Source organism: Streptomyces sp. NA04227 (assembly GCF_013364195.1).
Lineage (GTDB): Bacteria > Actinomycetota > Actinomycetes > Streptomycetales > Streptomycetaceae > Streptomyces.
The window spans coordinates 874,400-900,131 of record NZ_CP054918.1; the positions used below are offsets into that span (position 1 = coordinate 874,400).

Below are 25,732 nucleotides of genomic sequence, written 5' to 3' on the forward strand. Positions count from 1 at the left end.
TATGCAATGGGGTGATGGGGGCCGGAGCCGGGGCCGCGCCGCTGTGACCGAGCGTTTCAGTCGGCCCCTGAGCGTTGTCCTTGGCCCGGCCGAGCGTGACGGCCCGCCCGGGCCGTTCGCGGGTGGCGCTCCGCCGATCCGATCGGCTGCCGCGTCATGGGTTTTCTCGTTGCTTCACAGCGCGGCCGATGAGTTGGTGGCTCCCGGCCGGTCCAAGCTCGTGACACCCCAGGAAAGGACACCACCATGTCGGAGCTTCTCGTCGACTTCATCACCTCCCTCGACGGCCACGCATCGGGAGAGGGATGGCCCGGGTTCTGGGGCCTCGAGGGCCCGGAGTACCTCGCATGGCTCGGCGAGCAGCCCGAGGCCACCTACCTGATGGGAGCGAACACCTACCGTCTGATGTCGGGCTTCGCCGCAGGCGAGGTCCCGAATGGCCAAGACGAGTTCAGGCCCGAAGAAGAGGCGTCCGTCGACGAGCTCACGCAAGCGTCCAAGGTGGTGTTCTCCTCCTCACTCGAGGAGCCACTGACGTGGGCCAACTCCACGCTCGTCCGCGACGACGCCGTCGAGGCGGTCCGCGCCATGAAGTCGAGCGGCTCGGGGCTCCTCAGCACGATCGGCAGCCTCAGCCTGTGCCGGTCCCTGCTACGAGCCGGACTCGTCGACCGCTTCCGGGTCGTGATGTTCCCGGTGATCACCGGGGCCACGGGCGAGGAACGCATCTACGACGGCTATCCGGACGTTGCCCTCGAGATGATCGAGCACCGCACCTTCGACGGCCGCATCCAGCTGGTCGAGTACAAGCCCCGCGTGCTGGAGCACCCCCCGCTCGGCGCCCCTGCGTGACGTCGCCCCGTCGGCGCCGGTCTGGACGGCCGCCAGGCCGACGCCGACGGGTGCGGAGCAAGACCTGACAGGGGGCCTGTCAACGTCAAGGCGCCCGGTCCACCTGGCCCCGAGCCGTCGCAGGTCAGCCCATGCACGCCCTCCCAGGCCGTCGCATCCTAAGATCACCGCCATGGCACTGCGACCTGTTCAGGTGAACATCAAGGCTCTTGATCACTCGACGGTCGGCCGGTTCTGGGCGGAGGCGCTCGGCTGGAGCGCCTACAGCCCCGGCGTGACCACGTACGTCGGACCCCCTGGGGGCTTGGTCTGGCCGGACCCGGTCGCCGTCGGCATCAATGTCGTCCCCGTCCCGGAGGGCAAGACTGCGGCGAAGAACCGTATGCACCTCGATCTCGCCACCACCTCCGCGGCCCATCAGGCGGAGTTGGTCGCGCGCCTGCGCGCACTCGGTGCGACGCCCGTCGACGTAGGTCAGGGCGCCGTGCCGTGGACGGTCCTCGCCGACCCGAACACTCCGGTCTAGCAGTTCTGATCGTAGTGGGTGGTCAACGGCAGGAGAACGCCCCCGCCTCACGCCGTTGGAGGACGTTCGACGGGGGCGCGAGCCGACTCGCTGAGCTGTGTTGCTCGCCGTCGCTCAGCGAGCCGGGGACTACTCGGCGCGGATTACGCGCGCGTGGTCGGTGTATTCGCGACGGAACAGGTCGTGACCGGGGTTGCGCCCGGTGTGTCTCAGGGCCCAGTCCTGGGCGTCGTCGGGGTTGCCCTCTGGGCCGGAGGAAAGTCCGCATTCGTCGGCTGCACAGAACAGTTCGGCTGTGATGCCGTTCTCCGGGACGCGGTTGATGGTGTGCGCTACGTAGCGCAGGACGGTGCGGCTCATCCGAAGCTCTCAGCGGGCAGCGTGGGTTGCTCGGTGGCGTCGGTCTGGGGCTCGTTAGCGGTGTCGGGCAGGAGTGCGCCCAGTACCTTGCTCGCCGAGCCGACTCTGAGCGTCCCCAGGTCGACGTACGGGCACCCGGTACGGCTCACGCGTCCTGCGATCCTGCCTGCCTCATAGTCCGGCACGCCCGCTTTCTCGAACGCCTCACGCAGCTGGCTCGCCAGCTCGTCGGCCGCCCGCCGCGCTGCCTTGTACTGACCCATCGGGATGCCGTACTCAGCCACGACGACGCCCCTCGTGAGGGTGCGCACGCAACTCGACGTTGAGGTCAGACACCTTGGACATGTCGCCCCGTTCCCGTGCAGCGGCACGTTCGCTGACCAGTGCGCGGCACACGTGGCAACCGGATACAGGTCCGGGGTCCACGAGGGGTGGCATCGGCAAGTCGATGGGTGGGCCTGGATAGGTCATTGGGTTGGTCATGAGTCGCCCCTTGTGCGTCCGTGGTCGGTTGATCGTTCCGCTGGTCACCGGGACGTAGGAACCTCGTACGTTTCCCATTTTGGGACGTCCCGAGTCGGGTAGAACGTCCCTGTCAGGGCGCGGCAGTTGAAGGGATGCGGCCATGCAGAACGAGCGCTTACGCTCCGCCATGTCATCGGGAGGATGGACGCATGCCCGACTGGCCGAGGTCACTGGGGTCGATGCCAAGAGCGTGGAACGCTGGGTCAACCTGGGACGCACACCGAGGCGGGTAACGGCACATAAGGCCGCCGAGGCTCTGCGCGAGGACGTGCACGCGCTGTGGCCGTCGCTACGCCAACCGCGTCCCACGCGGGCTGTGAGCCCCGAACTCATCGCCGTGTACGACCATCGCGCCGACCTGCCTGTGTCCGTGTACGTGGACCTGTTCGCCGGGGCTCGGGAGCAAATCGACGTACTCGTTTACGCGGGGGTCTTCCTCCACGAGGCGTATCCAGGGCTCAACGACCTTTTGCGGGAGCGTGCCGGGGAAGGCTGTACTGTCCGGATCGCCGTGGGAGACGCCGAGAGCGAGAACGTCAAACAAAGGGGCAAGGAAGAGAAGTTCGGGCACGGCATCGAGTCCCGATGTCGTCTCGCCCTCATGCACTTTCGCCCCTTGCTCGGGGTGCCCGGTGTCGAACTGCGAACTCACGCGACGACCCTCTACAACAGCCTCTACCGCGCTGATGATCAAGTGCTGGTGAACGCACACGTGTGGGGTGTGAACGCCTACGGGGCACCGGTCTGGCATCTACGTCGCAACGGCAAGGGCGGCATGTTCGACACCTACGCGGACAGCTTCACTGCCGTGTGGGAGACCGCCAGAACCGTGGAAGGCTGAGCCGGTGGCACGAACCGAGTACTACGACGACCCCACCGCCCCAGAGCCCAACAGCCTGGTAGTAGCGGCTTCTGCTGTGGTGACGGATGACGCGGGCCGCATCCTGCTCCAGCGACGCCGGGATAACGACCTGTGGGCATTGCCTGGCGGCGGAATGGACATGGGCGACTCGTTGCCCGGTACGGCAGTCCGGGAGGTGAGGGAGGAGACGGGCCTGGACGTGGAAGTCACGGGGCTGGTCGGTACATACACCGACCCTCGGCACATCATCGCGTACAGCGACGGAGAAGTACGCCGACAGTTCAACGTGTGCTTCACGGCGCGCATCGTGGGTGGGACATTGGCCATATCTGACGAGAGCACAGAACTTCGCTTTGTGCACCAGGGAGAGCTGGACAAGCTCCCCATGCACCACACTCAACGGCTCAGGCTTCGTCACTATCTCGAAAACCGAGCAGCCCCCTACCTCGGGTAGAGGGAGGGGGCTGCGATCAGGTGCCATGATGGACCAGCTTGATGTCCCTTCGGGGTATGCCACCCCGGGCCTTCATAAACTCGAGGCCGTCGCCCTTGTTGCGCCGTATACGGTGGGTAGCCGATCCGGTGTGGGCCAGGAATCCCAGTTCGGCTCGGGACATCCGAGTGTCGGCCAGGTAGGCATCGCTTACGCGGCGGGGCAGGCGCACACTGGACTCATGCATATACGCGAACACTGGTTTGATGAAGGAGCGCCGCTATTTCGGCAGGTCCTTGAAGAATCCGGTGGCGTACTGCCGCCCGGTGATTTCTACATGTGTCCGCTCTGCACGCTCGCCTTCTCACGCGAAGCGGTCGCCGAAACGACACCGCAGGAGGAACGGGCGCTGTCTGAGGAACACGTACCTCCAGGGAAAGCAGGAGGACAGGGCCTACTGCTCACATGTACCTCATGCAACAACACCCACGGGAGTAGATTTGACTCCCACGAAGTAATACGCAGAGCGATGCGGAATGCGGCCAAGGGTGAAAATCCGGGACGGGACCTTCGGGCTAGCCTTGAAGTGGATGGAATCGAGATGCCCTGCAAGGTTTGTTTCATTGACGGGAAGATGATAGCTCGGGGCCAGGGAACACATCCCGACAACGCGGAGGCTCACGCCGAAGCCCTAAAGAGGGCACAGGAAGCGAAAGACTTTTCGTCCGTCAAGTTCAGGTTCCGCCAACCACATGATCCCGGGCGCGCAGATGTGTCTTTGATCCGCTCTGCCTACCTCGCCGCATTCACCGCACTGGGGTGGTCGTACATACTCAAGAACACTCTGACGACGCTATCGCCCATCCGGGATAAACTCGAGAAAGGGTCCGCCGCCTCCCATGCCCTCACTCTTCGATCACTCGTCGGACGCAGGCCCAGCCTCCCTGATGGCGGTCGGAAGATAACACTCGTTGAGCAGCCGCCGGATCTAGAATCCGTCCTCGTGACAATTGATCAGAATCTTGTATTTCTACCTGATCCTTGGGGTATCCATTCCTGCGTAGACCTATCACAAGCGATAGGGCGTCATCGGGACAGTCAGGGAGAGAATTCGGTGACATTGAATGGCAAGGATGTCCCCTGGCCGAGCCCTTATGAAAATCGCTTCAGACTAGACCGAATCTGACGATCCCGAATGAAGGGCATAGGGGCTGCCCCCGAACGCCATACTTGTCTTGAATGAGGGCACCCACGGAACAGAGCCCGCACCTTGCCGTCCGTGTCGGTCCCGCCCACGCGAGGAGCCGCACAGATCAGCATCCCTGACGACCTTGGAACCCGTACAGATCTTGAGCTGCTATACGCCTGCGGTACGGCGTGACGCCGGGAGGGGGCATACCCCCAGGTCACAGGGCTACGCGGTGAGTGTCACTCTAGTGATCGCTGCGGGGTGCGGGTGGCCGAAGCCAATCCGGCAGGTGCCGCGTACGGCTACCTGGTCGCTGGTAAAGAAAGGCTCCGCGCTCACGTCCACCTTGACGTCACGGCGGAGCACGACGAACACGCGGTCCTTGGGCAGGCCCCATACGGTGCCCGGGGTCACGGCTGAGGACACGTGCAGCGGGACGCCTGCGATGACGCGGCGGGTCGGCGCCGTGGGATCCGAGCCGAGCAACGGCCGGTTGGAGCCTGTCTGTTCCTTGAGCGTGGCCAAGGCCAGGGCGTCCGTGGGGTGGGCGGTGAAGCTGGTCAGCGTGGCACCCACGGTCTCGGCCTGGGCGATGGCCTCCAGAAACGGGTCCAGGTTGGCCCACTTCTTGCCCGCCGTGACCGTGGTGACGCCCTGTACTGCCTCCAGGCCGCGCGGGGCGGGGTCGGGCAGGCGGCCGAAAAACGCGGCGTCGACCTGGCGGGCGATGGAGCGGGCCAGTCCGTCGCCGACGATCTGCTGTGCCTGGGGGTTGGAGTCCTCGGCCAGCTCCGAGGAGACGACGGTCAGTCCGGCCACTTTGGCGGGGGTGACGATCTCCTCGCCAAGAGTGGCGTCCTCCACGGGGATCTCGTCGCCTTCACGGGTCCAGGCCGCTCCGGTGTCTTCCTGCACGATCGGCAGATGGGTGCGGGTCGCCTCGGTGGTGATCTGGGTGGCGACCTGGAAGGCCACCGATTCACCCTGCACAGGCTGGATCAGCAGGGCGGCGTACTGGTCGGGGGTGATGCCCTCCGCGCCCGGGGCTGTGGTGAACAAGCTCAAGTCCGTTGCCTTTCTCTAGAGTTCGCCGGAGCTGCGGCCGTCGCTGAAGTAGGTCACGCCGCCGCGTCCGGTACGGCGCTGCTCACGGGCGCGCTGGAATGCTCCGGCCCAGGTGACGGATCGGGGCTTCCCGTTCGGGCTCAGGCCGCCACGGCCGAGTGGGATGTGTCCGGGTGCGGGGCCGGTGGTGCGCTCGTGGATGGCGTTGTTGAGGAGGTGGGCGCGTTCCTCCAGTTCCGCTGTGGGGAGGTCGCCGAAGCTGCGCAGGACGTCGGGGGTCATGTAGTGGTAGCGGCGGGCAAGGTCCTGGATCAGGTCCTCCCGCTCCTGGTCGGCTTTGTCCTGTTCCAGCTCCGCGATGCGCTTACGTAGTTCGGCAACGAGGTGTCCGGGGTCTGCCTGCGGGTCTGTACTGGCCTCTGGCGGGGTGTTGCTGTCATGTGGGGCAGGGGGCGCTTCGGGGATGTCCGGGGCGGTGTCGTGTCCCGGTGCGGGTTCAGTCGGTGAAGACAACGGCGTCCGCCAGGCTGCTGATCGGGGACAGGGCGTGGGCTGCCTCGTCACCGCTGAGGAGGTTGTCGCGCTGGCCGCAGATGACAGTGGTCTTCAGGCCCAGGGCGGCCTCGTGGCGCTTGTCGTGGTAATAGCGCAGCGTTGTGGTGTCGCCGATCTCGGCTGCCGACCACACCAGGTCGGACAGCGCGGCGATGTAGCAGCGGGTCAGGTTCAGGTGGGCACGGGTCTTGTGCGCGTCCATCAGGCTCCCTCGGGTCGGGGGTGGAGCGGTCCGCCAGCGGGCCCGGCGGTAACTCCCGCTCCACCCCTGTCAGTACGGCGTTACGCCGCCTCGTCCCCGCTCGTCCGGCGTCGGTAGCGGCGGGCCCGTTCTGCGGCCAGTCGGCGTCTGCGCTCGGTCTTGCAGCCGTCGCACACGGTCGGCCACTTGCGTTTCTGCGAGGCGGGACGCCGGACGGTGAACCCCTGCCCGCACTCGATGCAGTCCGCCGTGTACTCCTTGATCCCTCCCGCGAGGGTCACCGTGCCGCCAGCCGTCTCATACATGCGGGGGTTGGCGTCGTTGCGGATCTGTTCCTCCCGCTGCCGCAGCAAGGCGGCGTGCAGGCGGGGATCCATGCGGGTCACGGTCACTTCGGGGTAGGGCTGGGCGAAGTCCAGGCGCCGCCCCGCGCGCCGGATCTCCTCGCCGCTCTTGGCCTGGGCGGGGTTGGGGGCGGTGCCCCTGAGCGGGTGGAAGGCGCCGCCGTGCAGGTCGTCACCGCGTGCGGACACGGCCCGGTGGTCGGCGCGTATCGTCTCGGCGCCGTCGTCGTCCACGCCGGTCCACGCGACATGCGCCATGGCGTCTTCCTGCGACACGGGGTCGTAGCGATGTTCCTCCTTGCCGTCCGCGATCAGCGGGACGCCGTATTCCTGCTCTGCCTGGCGGGCCAGGGTCTCGTACAGCTTGGGTGGCACGATCGCCACGGGTTGTCTCCTGGGCATGCGAAAGGCCCGCCAGGGTGCAGCGGGCCTTGGGGTTCGATGTGGGGTTGCGGGAAGCGGCGGAGTGGACGCCAGGGACGCTTTCGGCGCCGAATACCGAGACCTCTTCCCACACGCGTATGGGGGAAGGTCTGAGAACTGGACACTTCAGGTGTCCAGTTGTCCTTGGCGTTCCGCCCCGTTGCTGGGGTTACGGGCTGGGGGACTGGCCGAAGACGTCGGCCCGCTTGGCGCTCACGCCGATGACGCGGCGGGTTTCCTGCGCTGCCGATAGGCGCGTTGCTGGCAGGCACGTGAGCAGTAGCAGCGCGGCCTTCCGGTCGACGCCCCGCCCACCGGCTTGCCGCACACGCCGCAGGGTGCCGTGACGGAATCCTCCTTGACGTAGCCCACGGAGTCGTATGCCTCTTGGCACTCCGGCTCGGCTTCCTCGTAGGAGCAGTTCACGCGCCGTGGGTCACGCGTGAAGAAGACGTCACCGCAGCGAGCGCACACGCGGCGCAACTCCGGCCGGAACTCCTTCAGTTCCCGGTAGTCCGCCTTCCGGCACGCTTCCGAGCAGTAGCGGTACTGGCTGCGACGAGGGGCCCCGCATCGGTCGCACTCGGGAACGGATACGCCTCGTTCCCGAAGGGCATGCATGCCGTCTTTCTGATACGCGGTCATGGGTTTGATCGGCACTGGAACGCTCCTCGTGTCGGGCGTGACGATTCGGCGCTCCGTGTCCTTGAAGTGAGGTTCTCTCCATAGAGATCAAGAAAGAAAAAGGGGGTAGAGATTACGGACACGGAGCGGCGTTTCGTCACCACGGTCGGGTGGCCTGCCGACGCTCTGCGGGGAGCGTGATGACCTCTTCCACACAGGTTGTCTGGGACCTGTTACGAAAGGCGTGACACGCGCAGGCACGGAAAGGCGAAGGGCCCGCACCTCCACAGAGGACGGGCCCAACAAGCGCCGAGCGGATTTATGCGGCGTCGGCGTAACTGGCCGCCAACTCCTGGGCAGCCTCGTCGTGGAACGGCTCGGTGAGCGTGAAGTCCACCCGGGACTCGTCCAGCCTCCGCCAGCCGCCCCGCGTGCCTCGGCGGACCGTGAGGTGTGCTCCCGCCCGCAGGAGCATCGCCCGCCTGCCCGCTGTGTCCTTGGCCTGCCACACGTCGTTGTAGGTACGCCCGGTGTTGATCCGTTCACGGCGCGGCTCCCGCTTCGGCGTCGCTTCCAGCTCGGCAAGCCTCGCGTCCAGCGCGTCCGCCCGTCGCTGCCACGCCTCCCGGGCCGCCTGGGACTTCTGTCGCCCCTCCTGCCTCTGGTGATCCTCGAACTCCACGAGCGTGGCCGCGATCTCCGGAGCGGGGTCGTACCCCGGTGTCTCGATCACGGTCGTCACTTCCAGACCTCCGAGGGACGCCAGGAACTCGCGTTCCACGCACATGTCCGCCCAGTCCCCGCGCACATACGCCGGAGCGTTGCAGGCATCCCCTCGCACGTGTGCGTTGCACTTGTACATGGGCTGTTGATTCGCCTTGCTGGCCTGCCTGTTCAGGTACATCCGGCCCTTGCACTCGGCGCAGTGGATCACGCCGAGAAGCAGAGAGTCCGTGTCCTGGCGTTCCCGCTTGTTGATGACCCGCGAGTCCAGTAGTGCACCCACGGCGTCGAACTCTTCACGCGTGAGGAGTGGATCCGCTGTGACCATCACGGGGCGCCCCTCGGCGTCCCGCACGGGCTTGTCCTGGTGCATCTTCCAACCCATCAGCACCGGGTTACGTAGGAGGCGAGAGATCATGTTCGAGGTCCACTTGAACCGCTCCCGCTTCACGGCCTTCTGCCCCTTGGCCCCGCCCGTTTTCCCGCCCGTGTTCCGCCCCTTGCGCAGGGACCAGTAGTCGCGCGGGGACGGGATGCCCTCGGCGTTCAGCTCCGCCGCGATGGCGGTCACGGACTTGCCAGCGACGTCCCGGGCGGGATCACCCATCACGTCACGGATGATCCGCTCCAGCACAGCCACCGGGGCCGGACCCGTCACTTCGTGCGGCTCGGTGTCCGGGACCAAGGTCCAGCCCCCGCCGTCCAGGGGCACAGGTATGTACCCGTAGGGCGGGCGTGCGCCGCGCCACCGAAGCGGCATCGCACGCATGGCCGCCTGCGCGCCAAGGACACGTTCCTTGATGCTGGTGGCCTCCACCTGCGCGGCGAACGCGAGCATGAGCATCATCAGCTCAGCCGTGGGGTCCATCGGGTTGCGGAAGTCGAACACCAGCCGCCCGCCGCCGACACCTTCAGCGAACACCAGCATCTTGCGATGCTCACGCGCCCACTTCGCCAACTCGTGCATGTCCGCCATCGACCGGATGGCACGGTCAAAGCGCCAGAACACCAGCGCGTCGTACTCGCCGGGACGGCGCAGCCACTCACCCAGCTCGGGTCGCTCGAACGGGGTCGTCTTCGACGCCGACACACCCAGGTCCACGGCCTCCCGCTCGCCCAGGTCGATACCCAGCGCCGAAGCCGCCGACGCGTTCGCCTCCCGCTGCCGCTCCGGGCTGGTCGTCTCGTCCGTCAACACCGACAGACGCAGCACCGAAACGCCCCTGAGCTGCATATTCTCCGTCATGACCGTCACACGGTCCCCCTCGTAGCAGTCGCCTACAGACCTGCTAGTCCGGCGTGACGGGAGACCCCGAGGGCAACGAGTTCTGCGTGCTGGAGCCTCGGGAGATCTACCGGGACACCGGGCCGATCGCCGCGATGGTGGTCGACTGCGCGGACCCGCGGGCCATGGCCCGGTTCTGGGGCGAGGCGACGGACTGGGCCCCGCACGAGGTGACCGACGACCAGGCGGTGTTGCGCTCGGCCAAGCGCATCGGTCCGTATCTCGAGTTCCTCCGCACCCCCGACGTGGCGACGGTCCCGGACCGGGTCCACCTCGACCTGCTGCCGGACCCCGGGGACGACAAGGCGGCGGAGGTGGCCCGATTGCGGACTCTCGGCGCCACCGACCTCGACCTCGGCCAGGGGGATGTCCCGTGGACTTGCCTGACGGATCCGGAGGGGCACGAGTTCTGTGTGCTCGCCCTGCCCTGAGGCAGAGGCCCACTTGCCCCGGCCCCACCCTCGCGTAAATGCGTCGACAGCGCCCCCGGCACCCGGCAAAGTGGCCGCCCGTGACGAGCAGTGAGCTGTGGACCCGTGCGACCGCCGACCGCTACGACGCCGAGGAAACCGAGATGTCCTCGGCTGCCGTCCTCGGACCGACTCTCGACTTCCTCGCCGAACTCGCCGGAGACGGCCGGGCACTGGAGTTCGCCATCGGGACCGGACGCGTGGGCGTCCCGCTCCGGGAACGCGGCGTGCCGGTAGCGGGCATCGAACTGTCCGCGCACATGGCAGCGGTGCTGCGGCGCAAGGTCGACGAGAGCACGCTCCCGGTCGCCATGGGAGACATGGCCACCACCGTCGTCCCCGGCGGGTTCACCCTGGTCTATCTCGTCTACAACACCATCACGAACCTGCTCACCCAGGACGAGCAGGTCGAGTGCTTCCGCAACGCCGCACGTCATCTGGAGCCCGGCGGCCACTTTGTCATCGAGCTGGGCGTGCCGCCGCTGCGGTTCCTGCCACCCGGCCAGGTCGCGGTGCCGTTCGACGTCTCCGAGCGGCATCTCGGCTTCGACACCTTCGACCTGGTCGAGCAGATCCTCGTCTCGCACCACTTCACCCGCGACGGCGGCGACGGCCACTACCGTCGCGGCAACTCCCGGCACCGGTACGCCTGGCCGGCAGAGCTCGACCTGATGGCACGGATCGCCGGGCTCGAGCTGGAACGTCGCGTCGCGGACTGGGACGGGGAACCGTTCACCCAGGACTCGGCGAAGCACATCTCCGTGTGGCGCAAGCCATTCTGAGATCGGCCAACAGGGTTCCAGGGAGGGCGAGTTGTGAGAGCGCCCACGGGACGCCCGTACCGCTCCCGCACGCGTCGCGACTTTCGTCGCGCCGGTGGCGACCTTCGGCGGAGCCGGTGAACCGGCCGGTCTCCCTAGCCTCGGCGGTATGGCGACCCGCAGCACCCGTAAGGGGCCCGTTCTCGCGCTCTTCCTCCTGGCACCGTTCGTGGGGGAGTTCCTGCTGGGCAATCTGACCCTCGCCGAGCTGCCGCTCGGTGTGCTGCTTGCACCGTTGTACGGCTGCGGGGCAGTGCTCGTACGGGAGTTGGGGCGGCGCAGCGGTGGCGGCTGGCCGACCATGGTGCTGCTGGCGGCGGCGTACGCGCTGATCGAGGAGGGGCCGGTCGACCAGTTGTTGTGGAACGACTCGTACGCGGGCACCGACCTGCTGCACGGCGACACCTTCGTGCCCGCGCTCGGGATGAGCGTCGAGCTGACGCAGGCGGTGCTCGCGCTGCACACGGTGTGGAGCATCTGCGTACCGATCGCCCTGGTCGAGACCTTGACCCGGACCGGGCGCACCGACCCCTGGCTGGGTCGCCGTGGGCTCGTGGTGGTGTCGGTCGTCTACGCGGCCGGGGCCGGGCTCATCTTCTGGGGCAACTACGCCGAGGAGCACTTCCTCGCCTCGCCCGCCCAGCTCACGGGCATCACCGTGGTGATCCTCGGTCTCGTCGCCGCCGCTCTGGCCGTCCGTGGCCGACGCCTGCCGAAGCTGCCCGGCCGTGCGCCCGCCCCGTGGCGGGTGGGGCTCGTGGCGCTGGCCGTGACCAGTGCGTACTGGGGACCGGCGAACCTGATCACCGGGGACTGGTACGAGCTGTGGGGTGCCGGGGTGTGGGTCCTGGCGGTCGCGGTCGGTGTGCGCCAGGTCAGCCGCTGGTCCCGGCGCGAGGGCTGGGGCGCCGCCCACCGGTTCACACTCGCCGCGGGCGCGCTGGGGACCTACGCCTGGGTGTCCTTCCCCGTACGGCCCGAGTCCGGTGGCTCGTACGCGGCCGACCTGGTGGGCAACGGCGTCTGCGCGGCGCTGGCGGTGCTGCTTCTCGTACTGGCGGCCCGGCGGCTGCGCGAGAACCCTTCGCCGGAGGTGGGAGCGGGAGCGCGGTTGAGGGTGGGGGCAGGTGGCTCCGACCGGCAAGTCCGGGGATTCTGAAGGACTTTCACGGGCGCTGCCACAGGGCCGACCCGCCCGCGATGCGCACCGACACGGGCAGTGCGAAGAAGTGCGCGCACCCCTCTTGCCCGCACCTCGGCAAGCTGGCACCGTAACTTTTTGTTTGCGTAAACATTTCAGGGGTGGTCGAGCACCCCGGACACCGTCATGTCCGCTCACCCTCAACACCCGTACCCCCCACAGCGATCCGGAAGAGGTCGATCCTTCATGACACTCGGTCGTCGTCATTTCCTCACGGCAGCAGGTGCCACCCTCACCGGTGCCGCACTCACCCGCCCCGCCTTCGCCGACGTCTCCGCTGAGGCATGGGAGACCGTCATCGACACGGGCACTTTCGCCAACTACACGGCCCTCGAAAGCACTTGGAACTACCTCTACCCCTGGGGCTCGGACCACAACGGCACAGCCCGGATGTACGCGAGCTCCAGTGACCACAACCACGTCTACCTGGAGTCCGGAGGCGTCCTGGTGCTCAAGGCCTCCCGTATCGACTGGGACGAGGGCAGCAGCACCAGCGACCCCCACCTGCCGATCCGCTACCACTCCGGAGCCATCCACGCGAAGACCGAGGTCGTGGTGAACGACCAGTACCCCGCCTGGGAGGTCAAGGGCGAGTTCCAGGCGCCGTCCGCCCACGGGACCTGGCCCGCCTTCTGGCTGACGGGCTCCAACAGCTGGCCGCCCGAGAGCGACATCCTGGAGTACAAGGGAAGCACCACGAACTGGGCCAACACCTACGACGGCGGCTGGGAGAGCACGCATGTCACCGTGTCGAACCCCGAGGCCTGGCACAGCTACCGCGCCTGGATCACCAAGAGCAGCGCCACCGATGTCAACATCGACTACTACATCGACGGCGAGTGGATCGGCCGGCACCAAGGGGCGAACTTCGTCGGTGCCCCCATGCGGATCATCATCAACCTGCAGATGGAGGGCTCGTCGGGGTCTTCCGGCCCCTCCGGCGACACGTACTACCTCGCCCGGAGCCTCTACGTCGGCCGCACGAACAACGGCTGACGCCCGGCGCTATCACGATCGCCGACACGACGACGTCCTCGAAGCGGCGGCGGCCGCGAGCACCTGGAATCCGGCGGCGGCCAGGAGCGCGGCGGTGAGGGAGTGGACGGTGGTCAGGCCGGCGAGTGCCGCCCCGGCGGCGTAGCCGGTGAGTTTGAGGCTGGCGCCGGTCGTGAAGATCTGGCCGCGCAGGGCCTCGGGGGCCTCCCGGTGGCGGATCGCGAACAGCGCGGTGAGCTGGGGGCCTTCGGCCGCTCCGGCGAGGACGACGGCGAGGAGCAGCAGGGCCGGTTCCGTTACGGCGGCGAGCAGGCAGGCGACCGCGAGTACGAGCGGCGCACAGACCATGACGCGCTCCGGCCGTACGCCGCGCCCACGGCGCGCGAACAGCGCGTTGGAGCCGAGCGCCGCGAGAGCCATACCGCTCAGCAGCAGCGCGCCGTGACTCTCCGCCCCCAGAACCGCCGCCCCCAGCAAGGGAGTACAGGCCACGAACGCCCCCTCCCCCGCACAGCTCAGCACCGAGGCCGCGGTCGCCCGGGCGAGCGGCGGCGAAACGGCGACGGCGCGGAACCCCGCTGCCAGATCCGCAGCCAGCTCCGTCGCGAGGCCCACCACGAGATCCCGCGTGGAACCGGCTGCGGGACTCGCGGCAGTTCGGGCCCGCCCCGGCGGCGTGCGGCCCCCGGCCACCTCGCCGCGCCCATCCACCGTGCTCCCGCGCACGACTGCCGTCCTCTCCCGCGCGGGGAAACCCCAAGCCGTAGGTACCGCCGCACAGATGAGGGCCGCGGCGAGGAGTACGGCGTACGGGGCGCCCGCGGCCGCGGCGGCGCAGCCCGCGAGCGCCGGGCCCGCGAGGGCGGCCAGGTTGAAGGTCATGGCGTCGCCCGCGGTGGCCCGGGCGAGTGTGTCGGGCGGTACAAGGCGCGGGAGTTGAGCCGTCCAGCCGCCCGACAGCGCGGGGCCGAGCAGGCCCGCCGTCACGGCGATCAGCGCACACCACGGCAGCGGCACCCGGCCGAGTGCGGCGAGCAGAAGCAGCAGGCACAGGGCGTGGGCGGTGAGGACGAGAGCGAGCAGGCGGCCGGGGAGCCGTGCGCGGTCGAGCAGTACGCCGAGGACGGGGCCGCCGAGAGCGGAGGCGACGGTGAGTGCGGCCAGCATGCCCGAGGCGGTGGCGGCCGAGCCGGTGACGGCGAGGGCGGTGAGCAGCAGAGCCGGTCCGGCCATCTCGTCGCCCGTGCGCGCACCGGCGACCGCCGTGAGATAGGCCCTGGCGGGGTGGCGCAGAGTCATGCCCGCGACGGTAGCGGGGTAACGCAAAACTTCACCAGGGGCGTTACATTGGACGGATGGCTTCCTCCGACGACGACTGGTCCACCCGGCATTCGGTACTGTCCAACGCCCGGCGCACCGCCGCCCTGGTCAACGCCCTGCTCGCGGACGGCGCGACGGCATCCGAGGTCGCCGACGTCCTGCGCGCCCACGGCGAGAGAGGCTCGCTGGATCTGAGCGTCGAGGACCTGGACGGCATGTGCGCCGTCGCACGGCGGCTGCGCGAGGTGTTCGCGGCCCCCGACACCGATACGACGGCTCAGCTGCTGAACAAGCTGTTCGCCCTCAACTCCCGTACGCTGCGCCTCAGTTCACACGGCGGCAGCACGCCCTGGCATCCACATCTGGACAGCAGCGACGACGCCCCCTGGGACGAGTGGTTCCTCGCCTCCTCCGCACTGGCCCTGATGGTTCTGGTCTGGGACACCCAGCGCCCGGTGGGCGGGGTCTGCGCCGCCACCGGCTGCGACCGGGTCTTCCTCGCCCAGGGCAGCGGACTGGCCCGCCGCTACTGCTCACGCCGGTGCGCCACGCGGGAGCGTGTGGCGGCACACCGGCGGGCACAGGCCGCGGCCTGCCCGGGGGCGCTTGTGCGCTGAGGGTTTCGCTCTCTCGCTGATGTGTCGCAGATTTCGCGTTCCATGCCGGTGGTTGGGGCGGTCTCACTGTTCGTTCCTTAGGCCTCGGGCGGAGTGTGGGGCCGGTGGGTGAGCCAGGTGGTCATCAGGTCGTCGGGGGCGGGGGCCAGGCGGCGAAGTTGCAGTCGGTGGGCTGCTTCGGCCAGGAAGCCGGTTCCGCTCCAGCGGATGAGAAGGCCGCGCTCGCTGAGGAAGGGGACGACGCGTCGACCGCCCCAGCTGGACCCGAACCGGGCGACTTCTCGGACGCCAGCCTCGTGGAGGGGGCGTCGACGCCGACAAGGGGAACCGGCGCCCCCAGAAGACGTGTTGGGGTGCAGCGGGCAGCGCACACATCTGGCTCTACGACGTGTGCGGCGCCGGCTTCCGGGTAGCTGGCGTCGCATGGAACCCGAACCACTTCTGCAGCGGCAGTCATGGGGCTGGAGTCTGGTACGCGCCTTTGTCATGGCAGTTGGTTTCGTCTGCATGGTGGCGTTCGCCGTCGCGCTGGCGAAGGTCACACTCGTCCCGTCACCGGCGTCAGCGTCGTTGACCGAGACCAACCTGCATCCCGGCAGCTCGATTCGGCTGTACTTCGACCAGCCTGACTGGCGAGACACGATCAAGCAGGTCGGAGGAAACGTCGTTCTGGGAGTGCCGTTCGGATTCCTGCTGCCGGTGCTCTTCCCACGCACACGGGGCTTGGTCCGAGTGGTGCTCATGACGGCGTTCGTGATGCTCACCGTAGAAATCGCTCAAGGACTGCTGGTCGTCGGCCGGGCATTCGACATCGACGATGTGATCCTCAATGCGGCGGGCGCCTTCTTCGGGTATCTCGTCCTTGGCCGCAGGCTCGGCCGAGCGTTGCATCCGCGCCGCGTCCACTGGTGGCGCCCGCGCACCGAACCAGCCGGCGAACCAGCTCGGGTCGCTGCCGCCAAGAAGAGCAGGGAACGCTGGATGTGGGTCTGGCGCAAAAGCGAGGCTCGCCCCACGTCGGCCACCAAACCCAAGACCAAGACCAAGACCAAGACCACGGTCGGGAAACGAACTGCGCCGAAGTCCCTCCGCAAGTGGATCCCCGCGTTGCTGCGGGCCAAGCGCCCCTGATTCTCTACGCCGCCCGCCGCGACAGGAGCATCCTGCCTGAGGCTCTGGTGAAGCTTCCCCTTGAGCACGGACACCTGGAGGCTGGGAGGTGTGAGCCCGGAAGCAGCGCCAGGAACGTTCTCGGGAGGCGGACGGGTTGCGCTCTTGCCCGGTTCAGTGCGGTGTTCGTGAGTGGGGGATGTCGGTGGGTCGGAGGTCGGGGCGGGCCGCTGGATCATGCGTTCCGATTGGCTGCCGGTGAATACCCTGGAGCGTTCGAGGACTTGCACCCGGACGTGATCAAGCGGGGGCTCATGAGCAGCGAACGGAACCAACTCCCAGAGGTGCCCAGCGGCTCGGACGACAGTCAGCGAGTCGTGGACACCACTGTTGACGCCACGCGCTCCCGCCGGCAGACCATCCGGGGAACCAACCCGCCGCCATGACTTGAGCCAATGGTCCTGACGTCGCGACCCCTCAGCCGCAGGCACCTGCGGCATCCCCCGCGGCGTCCTGGGGCAACAGAGCGGCGAGGGTGTCGCGGAGGCGGGTGAGGCGTTCGATCTCCGTGTCCAGGACGGCGATCCGGCCCGCCACCACATGGGTGGTCTCCGGCCGGGGGCCCGCGCCGCATCTGCGGGGCGCGGGCGCCTCGGCCAGTTCGCCGAGCCGGTCGGCACAGGCCCGGACGTCCTCCACCGTGAGCCCGAGGGCGAGGAGTTCGCGGATCACTCGCACCCGGGCCACCTCGTGCGGCCCGTACTCACGCTGGCCGGACGGCGAACGCGGCGGCGCGGGCAACAGACCGCGCTGCTCGTAGAAGCGCAGGGCCCTCGGTGTGGTCCCCGCGGCCGCCGCCGCATCGCCGATTCGCATGGCTCGTCTCCCCTGCCTTCACGCGGGCGCGTCCGGCCCGTCTGCCCGCCCGCGCCACCGACGGCCGCGCGCCGCACCTCACCTCTGCGAGGCGCCCAACTCCCGTGCCCCGTCAGCATCCACATCCACGATGACCGTCCCGAAGTGTCCGCCGCCGAGCATGTCCTCCAACGCGCGCGGCGCCCGTTCGATGCCCGGGATCCGGTGGTGCGGGAAAGTGATCTCGTCGGCGCGGAGCCAGTCGGCGAACCGGGTCAGCCACTCCTCGCCGAGGCCGGGGTGGTCCGCGCCGTTGAGGCCCTGGATCGAGATCCCCCGGGTGATGACACGGAAGGAGTCGATCTCGGTCGGTGCGCTGCCGCCGTGGCGCTCCGGGGCGAGTTGCCCGGCCAGTGCGCCCACCAGGGCGAACCGGGCACCGGGCCGGGCCGCGCGCACCGCCGCGGTCAACTGCTCGCCGCCGACGGTGTCCAGGAGTACGTCGATGCCCTCGGGCGCCGCCTCCCGCAGCCACCGGTCGACCGGCTGCCGTCCGCGTACGTACACCGCCTCGTAGCCGAGCGCGGTCAGGCGTTCCGCCTTGGCCGCCGAGCCGGTGCTGCCGAGGACGCGTCCGGCCCCGAGCAGGCGCGCGAGCTGTCCGGCCAGGGTGCCGACCCCGCCCGCCGCGCCGGTGACGAACACGGTGTCGCCCTCGCGCAGCCGGGCGAGCCGGACCAGACCCGCGTACGCGGAGGCGCCGGAGGACAGCCGGGCCACCGGATCGGGCAGCCGGTCGGTGGCCGGGGTGACCTGGGCGACGGGCAGACTCGCGTACTCGCGCCAGCCGAGCAGGTGTTCCACCCGGTCGCCCGGACGCAGTCCGCTGCCTTCGGGGGCGTCGACCACCTCGCCGAGTGTGGGCCCGAAGAGGGTGTCGCCCGGTCGCACCGTGGGGAGCGGGAGTCCGTCGGTCTCGCCACCGAGCAGGGTCCGCAGGCCCGCGAAGACCTGGAAGTGCCGGTTGCGGACGAGGACTTCACCGGCGGCGGGCCGGGGCAGCGGGCGGGCGACCACCTCCAGGTCCGAGGCCAGGGGCAGGCCTGTGGGCGTACGGACCAGACGGACCTCACGGCTGGTGGACGGCAGTGCGGCGGACACGGTTCCTCCTGGGATCCCGTTGGCGACAGGGCGGCGAAGCTAACCCCTGACCCGCACGTCAGGGTCAAGCGCCGCCACGTCGACCGGGCCCGCGGGCGCCGTCGCGCCACCCGCCCCTCCCTCGCGTCGCGTCGCCGTCATCCTCGCCCTGGCGTCACCGTCGCGCTCTCCCTCGCCCTCAGACAGCGACCGCCCCGCCCGTGCCCCCGTGCTCCAGGAACAGACTCCACCGTCCCTGGTGCCCGGTGAGGGTCACCGTCGACAGCGGCCGTACGTCGATGTTCCAGTACGTGGAGGGCGGTGCGCCCAGTGCGTAGACGAGTGCGGCGCGTACCGCCGAGGCCTCGGCGACGGCGAGTACGCGTCCCTCGCCCGCGGTGGGGCGGGTGTCGAGCCAGTGGCCGATGCGGCTGATGAAGCCGAACATCGACTCACCGCCGTGCGGCGCCGAGCGCGGGTCGGCGAGCCAGCGGTCGACCTCGGGGGCCTCGTACGCGGCGATCTCGGCCAGGGTGTGCCCACGCCAGCGGCCCATGTCGCAGTCGCTGAGGCCGGGTTGGGGCAAGGCCGCGTAGCCGAGGGCCTCGGAGGTGTCGCGGCAGCGCGGGGAGGGGGCGTGGTAGCGCAGTTCGGCCACGCCGAGCGGGATGAGGGCGGTGGCGGCGAGCCGGACCTGGTGCCAGCCGGAGGAGTCCAGGGGCCGGTCGTCACCGAAGCGCTCGCTGAGCAGCGAGGTGCTGCGCGCGGCGGCGAGGAGGGTGACCCGAACAGGCATGCCGCGATCGTGAAGGCGGTGTGCCCGTCGGGTCAAGAGCGCGCCCGGGGCGAGCAGCGGGCGGCCCGAGCCGTTGGATCAGCGGGACAGGTCCGCCCACGCCGCCCGCAGCCGCTCCACCCCTTCGACGATCTCCGTCTCCCCGGCGACGGCCGCGTAGCTCAACCGCACGTGCGGGGCCGGGGGCTCGGCGCTGAAGTACGGGCGGCCGGGGGCGAGGGCCACGCCGCGCCGCAGGGCCGCGGCGGCGAGGGCCAGGTCGTCGGTGCCGTCCGGCAGGCGCAGCCACAGGTGGTAGCCGCCCAGGGGTACGTGGGTCACGGTGAGTTCGGGCAGCAGGCGCGCGAGCGTGGCGGCCTGGGTCTGTCGGCGTTTCCTCAACTCGCTTGCCACGGACTGCAGATGGCGCGGCCAGGCCGGTGAGCCGACGAGTTCGAGCGTGGCCTCCTGGAGCGGGCGCGGGACGAAGAAGTTGTCCACGACCTGGATGGCGCGCAGGCGGTCGAGTACCGGGCCCCGGGCGGCCAGGCAGCCGATGCGCAGGCTGGGCGAGGCGACCTTGGTGAGCGAGCTGACGTGGATGACCACGCCCTCGGTGTCCTCGGCGGCGAGCGGTCCGGGCAGTGGCCCGCAGTCGTCGTGGGCGAGGCGGCGGATGTAGTCGTCCTCGACGACGAAGGCACCGGCCTCACGGGCGAGGGCGAGTACCCGGCGGCGGCGTTCGGTGGCGAGCACCGCGCCGGTCGGGTTCTGGAACAGCGGCTGGCAGACGAAGACGCGGGCGCCGGTGGCGCGGAACGCCTCGGCGAGGAGCTCGGGCCGCACCCCGTCGGTGTCCACCGGGACGGGTACCGGGCGCAGGCCCGAGGCGCGGGCGATGGCGAGCATGCCGGGGTAGGTGGGCGATTCGACCAGGACCGGGGAGCCGGGCGCGGCCAGCGCGCGCAGCGCCGTGGTCAGGGCGTTCTGTCCGCCGGCGCAGACCAGGACCTCGGCCGCGGTGACATGTCCGCCGATGCCGCGCGCGAACCACTCGCGCAGTTCGCCGACTCCCTCGACGGGCGGCCGCCCCCAGGCGCCGGGCCGCCGTCCGGCACGGGCGAGCGCGTTCGCCATGGCGCGTTCGGGCTGGAGCGAGGGATGCAGATAGCCGCCGTTGAACTCCACGACACCGGCCGGCGGCGCGGCCAGGGTCGCCAGTACCCCGGAGGCGTCGACCGTCCGCGGGACGGCGTCCGCGGTGGCGTCGGCGCTCAGCGCGAGTTCCTGCCAGGAGGTGTCCCCGGCCGGTGCGGGGGCACTGCCGGGACCGGCCGCGCGGAATGCTCCCGCCCCGGGCCGGGTGACCACCAGACCTTCGGCGGCCAGTTGACCGAGCGCTCTGGAGACGGTCACCGGGCTGACGTGGTGCCGCTCGACCAGGGCACGGCTCGACGGCAACTTCTCACCGGGAGAGTAGCGGTCGAGCTCGACCCGCAGCCTTCCTGCCAGTTCACTCACACTGCTACGCTCACTCATGAGAAGCGAGAATAGCGCTACTGCCCGCCGGTCGATAGCGGTCGACGGGCCCGGTGCCCGGCGCACCGAGCCCCGCACGGCAGCACCCGGTGGGCCCTCCGCCCCGTCCGAGGCTCCTCGCACGACACGGCCCACCGCCTCGCCGACCGACGCGGAGGCGCTGCACGGTCGGGGGCGCACCGACGTTCTCCCTGAGCCCGCACCCCGGCGCGAGCCCACCGCCCCTGCGGCGCCCCGCCCGCGGATCGCTTCGGCGTCCCGTCCCCGTACCGCTTCGGCGCCCCTCCTCGGAACCTTCCTCGCCGCCCTCGGAGTCGTCGCCTTCTCGCTCACCTTTCCCGCCACGGCCTGGGGTCTCGAAGGCTTCGGGCCCTGGTCGCTGGTCACGGTGCGCAGCGTGCTCGCGGCGGTGCTCGCGGGCGGCTGCCTGCTCGCCCTGCGGGCGCCGGTGCCCGCGCGGCAGTACTGGCCCGGGCTCCTGGTGGTCGCCGCGGGAGTCGTGCTCGGCTTCCCCCTGCTGACCACGCTGGCGCTGCAGACCTCGACCACCTCGCACGCGGCCGTGGTCGTCGGGCTGCTGCCGCTGACCACCGCGCTGTACTCGGCGCTGCGTACCGGGGCACGGCCCTCGCGCACGTTCTGGGCGGCGGCGCTCGCCGGTGCCGCCGCCGTCATCGCCTTCACCGTGAGCCAGAGCGGCGGCGGCCTCGGCCGGGCGGACCTGTATCTGTTCGCGGCCCTGCTGGTGTGCGCCGCCGGGTACACGGAGGGCGGACGTCTCGCCCGGGTGATGCCGGGCTGGCACGTCATCGGCTGGGCGCTGCTGCTGTGCCTGCCGCTCACCCTCCCGGGCGCCGCGCTCGCGCTCTCCGCCGAGCCGGTGCACATCGGCGTGCACAGCGTCGCCGGGCTCCTGTGGGTGGCCGCCGGTTCACAGTTCCTCGGCATGGTCGTCTGGTACCGCGGGATGGCCCTGATCGGCATCCCCAAGGCCAGTCAGCTCCAGCTCGCGCAGCCGCTGATCACCCTGCTGTGGGCGGTCTTCCTGCTCGGCGAGACGCTGCCGTGGGCCGCGCCCGTCACGGCGGTCGCCGTGCTGTTCTGCATCGCGGCGACGCAGCGCGCCCGCGGCTGACCACGCGCGCCCGCCACCCTCGGCCGGGCGCCGCAAAGGCCCGCTCCGCGAAGGTTCGCCCACGGGCCCGCGGTCGTAAACTGGCTGCGCGGACAGGGTCGAACCGGCGAGCGGTTCCCCCTGGCGTACGAAGGAGGTCACTCCTGATGCACGCATCCAAGGGCGACCGGCTGGTCATGCACGGCCGGGTCGTGGGACAGCAGGACCGAGTCGTCGAGATCGTCGAAGTGCTGGGAGCGGGCGGGGATCCGCCGTACCGCATCGCCTTCGAGGACGGGCACGAGGCCATCCTGTCGCCCGGCCCGGACAGCGTCGTACGGCACGAGAGGACGGATCCCCGCCGCAGCCGCTGAGGGACGCCGTACGGACCGGCGGCCGGTCGCGGACGGACCGGACCGGACCGGGGAGCGCGGCTGCCCGGCTCCCCGGTACTTCAACCGGTACTTCAACCGGTCCGCGCGCGGCCTTCTACGCTCAGCGCGGCGGGCGCACGCGCTCGCGGTAGCGGTCCTCGACGATCCGCCGCAGGGCGCCGCTGCGGTCGCGCACCACGTCCCGCCCGGCGAACCAGACATGGCCGCGCACCTCGGGACTGCGGCTCGCGAGGTCGAGGTGACGGCCGAGTTCGGCGGGATCCTGCCAGGCGTCCGGCTGGGCCGGGTCGCCCGCCTTGTACAGGGCCTCGCCGGTGTAGAGCCGCACGCGGGTGCCCCGCACGGTGCTCGCCCACCACGGGAGCAGGCGCCCGTAGTCCGCTCCCGGGTTGCCGATGTGCCAGTACAGCTGCGGGCAGACGTAGTCCACGAGGTTGGCGCGGACCCAGCCGCGGGTGTCCGCGTACAGGTCGTCGTAGGACTGCAGGCCCCGGCTCCGCGAGCCGCGCCGGTCGGTCTCCGCGTTGCGCCAGATCCCGAACGGGCTGATGCCGAACTGGCAGCCGGGCCGGGCCTTGTCGATGCCCGCGCGCATCTCCCGCACCAGGCGGGTGACGTTGTCGCGCCGCCAGTCCGCGCGGGAGGCGAAGCCGGAGCCGTGCGCCCGGAAGGCGGCGTCGTCGTCGAAGCGCTGCCCCGCCACCGGGTACGGGTAGAAGTAGTCGTCCCAGTGCACGGCGTCCAGTGGATAGCGGCGCACCGCGTCCAGCATGGCCTCCCGTACGAAGGAACGGACCTCCGGCAGGCCGGGGTTGTAGTAGAGGCCGCCGCCGTAACGGACCGTCCAGCCGGGGTGCTTGCGGGCCGGGTGGCTGCGGCTGAGGCGGCCGGGGTCGGTGTGCTGGGCGATGCGGTACGGGTTGAACCAGGCGTGCAGTTCCAGGCCCCGGGCGTGCGCCTCGCGGACGGCGGTGTCCAGCGGGTCCCAGCCGGGGGCCTTGCCCTGGGTGCCGGTGAGCACCTGTGACCACGGCTCGTGCGGGGACGGCCACAGGGCGTCGGCACAGGGCCGCACCTGGAGGATCACCGCGTTGAGGCGGCGCCGTACCGCGGTGTCGAGCAGGGCGAGGAGTTCGTCACGCTGGGCGGCGGCGCCGAGGCCGGGGCGCGAGGGCCAGTCCCGGTTGGCCACGGTCGCCACCCACATTCCCCGCAACTCCCCCTTGCCCGCGGCCGCGGGGCGCGCCTCGCCCGCGGTCGCCAGGGAGGCGACCGTGAGCGCGGCCGCCGTGGTGAACCCCCGTCGTGTGATGCCTGTAGTTCCTGTCATGCGGCGGACCTCACATCAGATTCCTACCCTTTTCGGGCATTTCACCGCTCAGCATGCCCGACCCGAGACCTGGCTCCGCGGAAGATCCGGAGTAACGTGCATGGGCGAGGCGGACACCGAAACCCGGACGGCCGCCGGCCCAGGAACAGCGAAAGGTGCCATGTGACCGACATCGAACGCGTCGGAGTGGTGGGCTGCGGCCAGATGGGGGCGGGCATCGCCGAGGTCTGTGCCCGCGCCGGCCTGGACGTCAAGGTCGCCGAGACCACCGGCGAGGCCCTGGAGATAGGCCGTACCCGGCTCTACAACTCGCTCTCCCGCGCCGCCCAGCGAGGCAAGATCGACCAGCAGGAGTTCGAGGCCACGCAGGAACGGCTGAGCTTCACCACCGACCTCGGCGAGTTCGCCGACCGGGACCTGGTCGTGGAAGCCGTGGTGGAGAACGAGCAGGTGAAGGCGGAGATCTTCCAGGTGCTCGACCAGGTGGTGACCCGGCAGGACGCGATCCTGGCCTCCAACACCTCCTCCATCCCGTTGGTCAGGCTGGCCGTCTCCACCTCGCGGCCGGACCATGTGATCGGCATTCACTTCTTCAACCCGGCACCGGTGCAGAAGCTCGTGGAGCTGATCCCGGCCCTGACGACCTCCGAGGGCACCATCGCCCGCGCGCAGTCCGTCGTGGAGAAGGTGCTCGGCAAGCACGCCATCCACGCCCAGGACCGCTCGGGCTTCGTCGTCAACGCGCTGCTCATCCCGTACCTGCTGTCGGCGATCCGGATGTTCGAGTCCGGCATCGCCAGCCGCGAGGACATCGACAACGGCATGGAGCTCGGCTGCGCCCACCCGATGGGCCCGCTCAAGCTCAGCGACCTGATCGGCCTGGACACCGTGGCCTCGGTCGCGGACTCGATGTACGCGGAATACAAGGAGCCGCTGTACGCCGCTCCCCCGCTGCTGCAGCGGATGGTCGACGCGGGGCGGCTCGGCCGCAAGTCCGGCTCGGGTTTCTACGTCTACGCCTGATCCCTGCGCGTAGCGTCACCCACGGTGAACGAACCGGGGCCCGTGCCGCGATCCGGCACCGGCCCCGGCCTGTTTCACACGGTGTGTGCGGAGCGAGACCGCATATGCCCCGCCCACACTCTCCCGCCTCGCCCACCAGGGGAGTTGACTCGTCTTCGCACGCGGAAGCGAGACGTGTCGAACGAACTGGAGGCAAGTACGTGACCCCCGAACACGAGCGTCCCCTCGGGCAGGACGAACTCGCAGAGTTACGACGCAGCCTGGACGTGGGGCTCGCCCAGGTGGAGGGCCGGCTCGCCCTGCTCGCCCAGCGCGCCGAACAGGCCGCCAAGGAGCAGGACGAGCTGGCCGCGCGCGTCACCGTTGTCGAACACTCCCGCTGGCCACTGCCCGCGGTGACGGCGCTGACGGCGGCGGGCGCCCTGGTCCTGGCCGTATGGCAGGCGTTCGGACGTTGAACGCACCCGACGGGCCGGGCGGCCGGGACGCCCCCAAGTCCCGCTAGCCCAGCCTGAGATGGTGCAGCAGCAGGAGCGCCGCCGCCATGTTGGCGGCCGGGACCTCGCCGCGGGCGATCAGGTCGGGGACGAGTTTCAGCGGGACCCACTCACGCCGTGAGGACTCGAAGGCGTCCTCCGGCTCGCCCGTGCACCAGGCCTCGTCGGTCCAGTACACGTGGTGCACGGCGTCGGTGATGCCGTTGGACGGTTCGACGCTCATCAGGTGCCGCAGCGGTCCGGGGCGCCAGCCGGTCTCCTCGTGGAGCTCCCTGGCCGCCGCGGCCGCCACGTCCTCGCCGTCCTCGACCACGCCCGCGGCCAGTTCCCAGCCCCAGCTGTCGGTGATGAAGCGGTGCCGCCACAGGAGCAGTACCTCGTTGGCCGCGTTGACGACGGTCGCCACGGCGACCGGCCGCATGCGTATGAGGAAGTGGTCCAGGTGCCGCCCGTCGGGGAGTTCGACGTCCGCGAGGTTGACCTGGAACCAGGGGTTGCCGTACACGGTCTGTTCGCTCTGCTTGGCCCATTGCACGATGTGCCACCTCCGGGAAGTAGGTG

27 protein-coding genes and 3 pseudogenes are annotated in these 25,732 nt (G+C 69.9%); 15 read left to right on the forward strand and 15 right to left on the reverse strand.

The genetic code is table 11. The annotated features are described in order from the left end of the window. Window positions 1–246: 246 nt before the first annotated feature. Window positions 247–852 (forward strand): dihydrofolate reductase family protein, encoded by a 606-nt coding sequence (locus HUT18_RS03455; RefSeq protein WP_176097692.1) that lies wholly within the window; start codon window positions 247–249, stop codon window positions 850–852. 172 nt (window positions 853–1,024) lie between these two features. Beyond that, a pseudogene (locus HUT18_RS03460) lies at window positions 1,025–1,363 on the forward strand (VOC family protein); the annotation flags it as partial. A gap of 144 nt (window positions 1,364–1,507) precedes the next feature. On the opposite strand, the gene HUT18_RS03465 reads toward HUT18_RS03460, so the two are convergent. Continuing rightward, window positions 1,508–1,738, reverse strand: coding sequence for a hypothetical protein (locus tag HUT18_RS03465; RefSeq protein WP_176097694.1), 231 nt, complete (start codon window positions 1,736–1,738; stop codon window positions 1,508–1,510). Further along, entirely contained in the window at window positions 1,735–2,049 is a 315-nt protein-coding gene (locus HUT18_RS03470; RefSeq protein WP_176097696.1) for a hypothetical protein, read from the reverse strand. The genes HUT18_RS03465 and HUT18_RS03470 overlap by 4 nt, the downstream gene beginning before the upstream one ends. Before the next feature lie 314 nt (window positions 2,050–2,363). Between HUT18_RS03470 and HUT18_RS03475 the strand changes: the two genes are divergently transcribed. The 3 genes from HUT18_RS03475 to HUT18_RS03485 all read left to right on the forward strand — a co-directional run bounded on the left by HUT18_RS03475 (window position 2,364) and on the right by HUT18_RS03485 (window position 4,744). Next, entirely contained in the window at window positions 2,364–3,104 is a 741-nt protein-coding gene (locus HUT18_RS03475; RefSeq protein WP_176097697.1) for a helix-turn-helix transcriptional regulator, read from the forward strand. A 4-nt stretch (window positions 3,105–3,108) separates the two neighbouring features. Next, on the forward strand, window positions 3,109–3,579 hold the full coding sequence (locus HUT18_RS03480; RefSeq protein WP_176097699.1) for an NUDIX domain-containing protein: 471 nt from the start codon (window positions 3,109–3,111) through the stop codon (window positions 3,577–3,579). A 220-nt stretch (window positions 3,580–3,799) separates the two neighbouring features. Then, a complete protein-coding gene (locus tag HUT18_RS03485) occupies window positions 3,800–4,744 on the forward strand; it encodes a hypothetical protein (RefSeq protein WP_176097701.1) in 945 nt (314 codons plus the stop codon). Between the two features lie 228 nt (window positions 4,745–4,972). On the opposite strand, the gene HUT18_RS03490 is transcribed toward HUT18_RS03485, so the two are convergent. The 6 genes from HUT18_RS03490 to HUT18_RS03515 form a co-directional block, all read right to left on the reverse strand. After that, window positions 4,973–5,806 carry a phage major capsid protein gene (locus HUT18_RS03490; protein WP_176097703.1) on the reverse strand — a complete coding sequence of 278 codons (834 nt, stop codon included), beginning with the start codon at window positions 5,804–5,806 and terminating at the stop codon, window positions 4,973–4,975. Window positions 5,807–5,827: 21 nt separating this feature from the next. Beyond that, window positions 5,828–6,325 (reverse strand): hypothetical protein, encoded by a 498-nt coding sequence (locus tag HUT18_RS03495; protein WP_176097705.1) that lies wholly within the window; start codon window positions 6,323–6,325, stop codon window positions 5,828–5,830. Next, window positions 6,309–6,569: a hypothetical protein gene (locus tag HUT18_RS03500; protein WP_176097707.1), complete on the reverse strand. Its 261-nt coding sequence runs from the start codon at window positions 6,567–6,569 to the stop codon at window positions 6,309–6,311. The genes HUT18_RS03495 and HUT18_RS03500 overlap by 17 nt, the downstream gene beginning before the upstream one ends. 80 nt (window positions 6,570–6,649) lie before the next feature. After that, on the reverse strand, window positions 6,650–7,297 hold the full coding sequence (locus HUT18_RS03505) for a hypothetical protein (RefSeq protein ID WP_176097708.1): 648 nt from the start codon (window positions 7,295–7,297) through the stop codon (window positions 6,650–6,652). Between the two features lie 252 nt (window positions 7,298–7,549). Further along, a complete protein-coding gene (locus HUT18_RS33240; RefSeq protein ID WP_217710460.1) occupies window positions 7,550–7,996 on the reverse strand; it encodes a hypothetical protein in 447 nt (148 codons plus the stop codon). Window positions 7,997–8,279: 283 nt separating this feature from the next. Then, window positions 8,280–9,929 carry a recombinase family protein gene (locus tag HUT18_RS03515; RefSeq protein WP_176104266.1) on the reverse strand — a complete coding sequence of 550 codons (1,650 nt, stop codon included), beginning with the start codon at window positions 9,927–9,929 and terminating at the stop codon, window positions 8,280–8,282. 62 nt (window positions 9,930–9,991) lie between these two features. Between HUT18_RS03515 and HUT18_RS03520 the strand changes: the two are divergent. From HUT18_RS03520 to HUT18_RS03535, 4 genes and pseudogenes are all read left to right on the forward strand, one after another. Further along, window positions 9,992–10,399: pseudogene (locus tag HUT18_RS03520) on the forward strand (VOC family protein); the annotation flags it as partial. A gap of 80 nt (window positions 10,400–10,479) precedes the next feature. Then, entirely contained in the window at window positions 10,480–11,220 is a 741-nt protein-coding gene (locus HUT18_RS03525) for a class I SAM-dependent methyltransferase (protein ID WP_176097710.1), read from the forward strand. Window positions 11,221–11,368: 148 nt separating this feature from the next. Further along, on the forward strand, window positions 11,369–12,418 hold the full coding sequence (locus HUT18_RS03530) for a DUF998 domain-containing protein (RefSeq protein ID WP_176097712.1): 1,050 nt from the start codon (window positions 11,369–11,371) through the stop codon (window positions 12,416–12,418). Between the two features lie 228 nt (window positions 12,419–12,646). Continuing rightward, window positions 12,647–13,456 carry a family 16 glycosylhydrolase gene (locus HUT18_RS03535; RefSeq protein ID WP_176097714.1) on the forward strand — a complete coding sequence of 270 codons (810 nt, stop codon included), beginning with the start codon at window positions 12,647–12,649 and terminating at the stop codon, window positions 13,454–13,456. A 12-nt stretch (window positions 13,457–13,468) separates the two neighbouring features. Here the strand turns inward: HUT18_RS03535 and HUT18_RS03540 are convergent, their stop codons facing one another. Then, window positions 13,469–14,755 (reverse strand): MFS transporter, encoded by a 1,287-nt coding sequence (locus HUT18_RS03540; protein WP_176097715.1) that lies wholly within the window; start codon window positions 14,753–14,755, stop codon window positions 13,469–13,471. 56 nt (window positions 14,756–14,811) lie between these two features. Here HUT18_RS03540 and HUT18_RS03545 point away from each other — a divergent pair, with 56 nt between their 5' ends. Together HUT18_RS03545 and HUT18_RS33480 are read left to right on the forward strand one after the other, a co-directional pair. Next, a complete protein-coding gene (locus HUT18_RS03545) occupies window positions 14,812–15,393 on the forward strand; it encodes a CGNR zinc finger domain-containing protein (protein WP_176097717.1) in 582 nt (193 codons plus the stop codon). 498 nt (window positions 15,394–15,891) lie between these two features. Continuing rightward, window positions 15,892–16,290, forward strand: a pseudogene (locus HUT18_RS33480) (VanZ family protein); the annotation flags it as partial. A 690-nt stretch (window positions 16,291–16,980) separates the two neighbouring features. Here HUT18_RS33480 and HUT18_RS03555 read toward each other — a convergent pair. From HUT18_RS03555 to HUT18_RS03570, 4 genes are all read right to left on the reverse strand, one after another. Then, entirely contained in the window at window positions 16,981–17,379 is a 399-nt protein-coding gene (locus HUT18_RS03555; protein ID WP_176097721.1) for a MerR family transcriptional regulator, read from the reverse strand. 78 nt (window positions 17,380–17,457) lie between these two features. Beyond that, window positions 17,458–18,519: an NADP-dependent oxidoreductase gene (locus HUT18_RS03560; RefSeq protein ID WP_176097723.1), complete on the reverse strand. Its 1,062-nt coding sequence runs from the start codon at window positions 18,517–18,519 to the stop codon at window positions 17,458–17,460. 178 nt (window positions 18,520–18,697) lie between these two features. Continuing rightward, entirely contained in the window at window positions 18,698–19,294 is a 597-nt protein-coding gene (locus HUT18_RS03565; protein ID WP_176097725.1) for a histidine phosphatase family protein, read from the reverse strand. A gap of 78 nt (window positions 19,295–19,372) precedes the next feature. Beyond that, window positions 19,373–20,812 (reverse strand): PLP-dependent aminotransferase family protein, encoded by a 1,440-nt coding sequence (locus HUT18_RS03570; RefSeq protein WP_176097726.1) that lies wholly within the window; start codon window positions 20,810–20,812, stop codon window positions 19,373–19,375. Here HUT18_RS03570 and HUT18_RS03575 point away from each other — a divergent pair. Both HUT18_RS03575 and HUT18_RS03580 read left to right on the forward strand, forming a co-directional pair. Then, window positions 20,811–21,947, forward strand: a complete 1,137-nt coding sequence (locus HUT18_RS03575) for an EamA family transporter (RefSeq protein ID WP_254878410.1) — start codon at window positions 20,811–20,813, stop codon at window positions 21,945–21,947. The two genes, HUT18_RS03570 and HUT18_RS03575, sit on opposite strands and share 2 nt — an antisense overlap. Before the next feature lie 146 nt (window positions 21,948–22,093). Beyond that, window positions 22,094–22,300 carry a DUF1918 domain-containing protein gene (locus HUT18_RS03580; RefSeq protein WP_176097728.1) on the forward strand — a complete coding sequence of 69 codons (207 nt, stop codon included), beginning with the start codon at window positions 22,094–22,096 and terminating at the stop codon, window positions 22,298–22,300. A gap of 121 nt (window positions 22,301–22,421) precedes the next feature. On the opposite strand, the gene HUT18_RS03585 is transcribed toward HUT18_RS03580, so the two are convergent. After that, window positions 22,422–23,651: a glycoside hydrolase family 10 protein gene (locus HUT18_RS03585; RefSeq protein ID WP_176097730.1), complete on the reverse strand. Its 1,230-nt coding sequence runs from the start codon at window positions 23,649–23,651 to the stop codon at window positions 22,422–22,424. 162 nt (window positions 23,652–23,813) lie between these two features. On the opposite strand from HUT18_RS03585, the gene HUT18_RS03590 reads away from it, so the two are divergent. Both HUT18_RS03590 and HUT18_RS03595 read left to right on the forward strand, forming a co-directional pair. Then, on the forward strand, window positions 23,814–24,674 hold the full coding sequence (locus HUT18_RS03590) for a 3-hydroxybutyryl-CoA dehydrogenase (protein WP_176097732.1): 861 nt from the start codon (window positions 23,814–23,816) through the stop codon (window positions 24,672–24,674). Between the two features lie 200 nt (window positions 24,675–24,874). After that, window positions 24,875–25,132 (forward strand): hypothetical protein, encoded by a 258-nt coding sequence (locus HUT18_RS03595; protein ID WP_176097734.1) that lies wholly within the window; start codon window positions 24,875–24,877, stop codon window positions 25,130–25,132. A 43-nt stretch (window positions 25,133–25,175) separates the two neighbouring features. Here the strand turns inward: HUT18_RS03595 and HUT18_RS03600 are convergent, their stop codons facing one another. Further along, a complete protein-coding gene (locus HUT18_RS03600; protein ID WP_176097736.1) occupies window positions 25,176–25,706 on the reverse strand; it encodes an NUDIX hydrolase in 531 nt (176 codons plus the stop codon). Window positions 25,707–25,732: the final 26 nt, after the last annotated feature.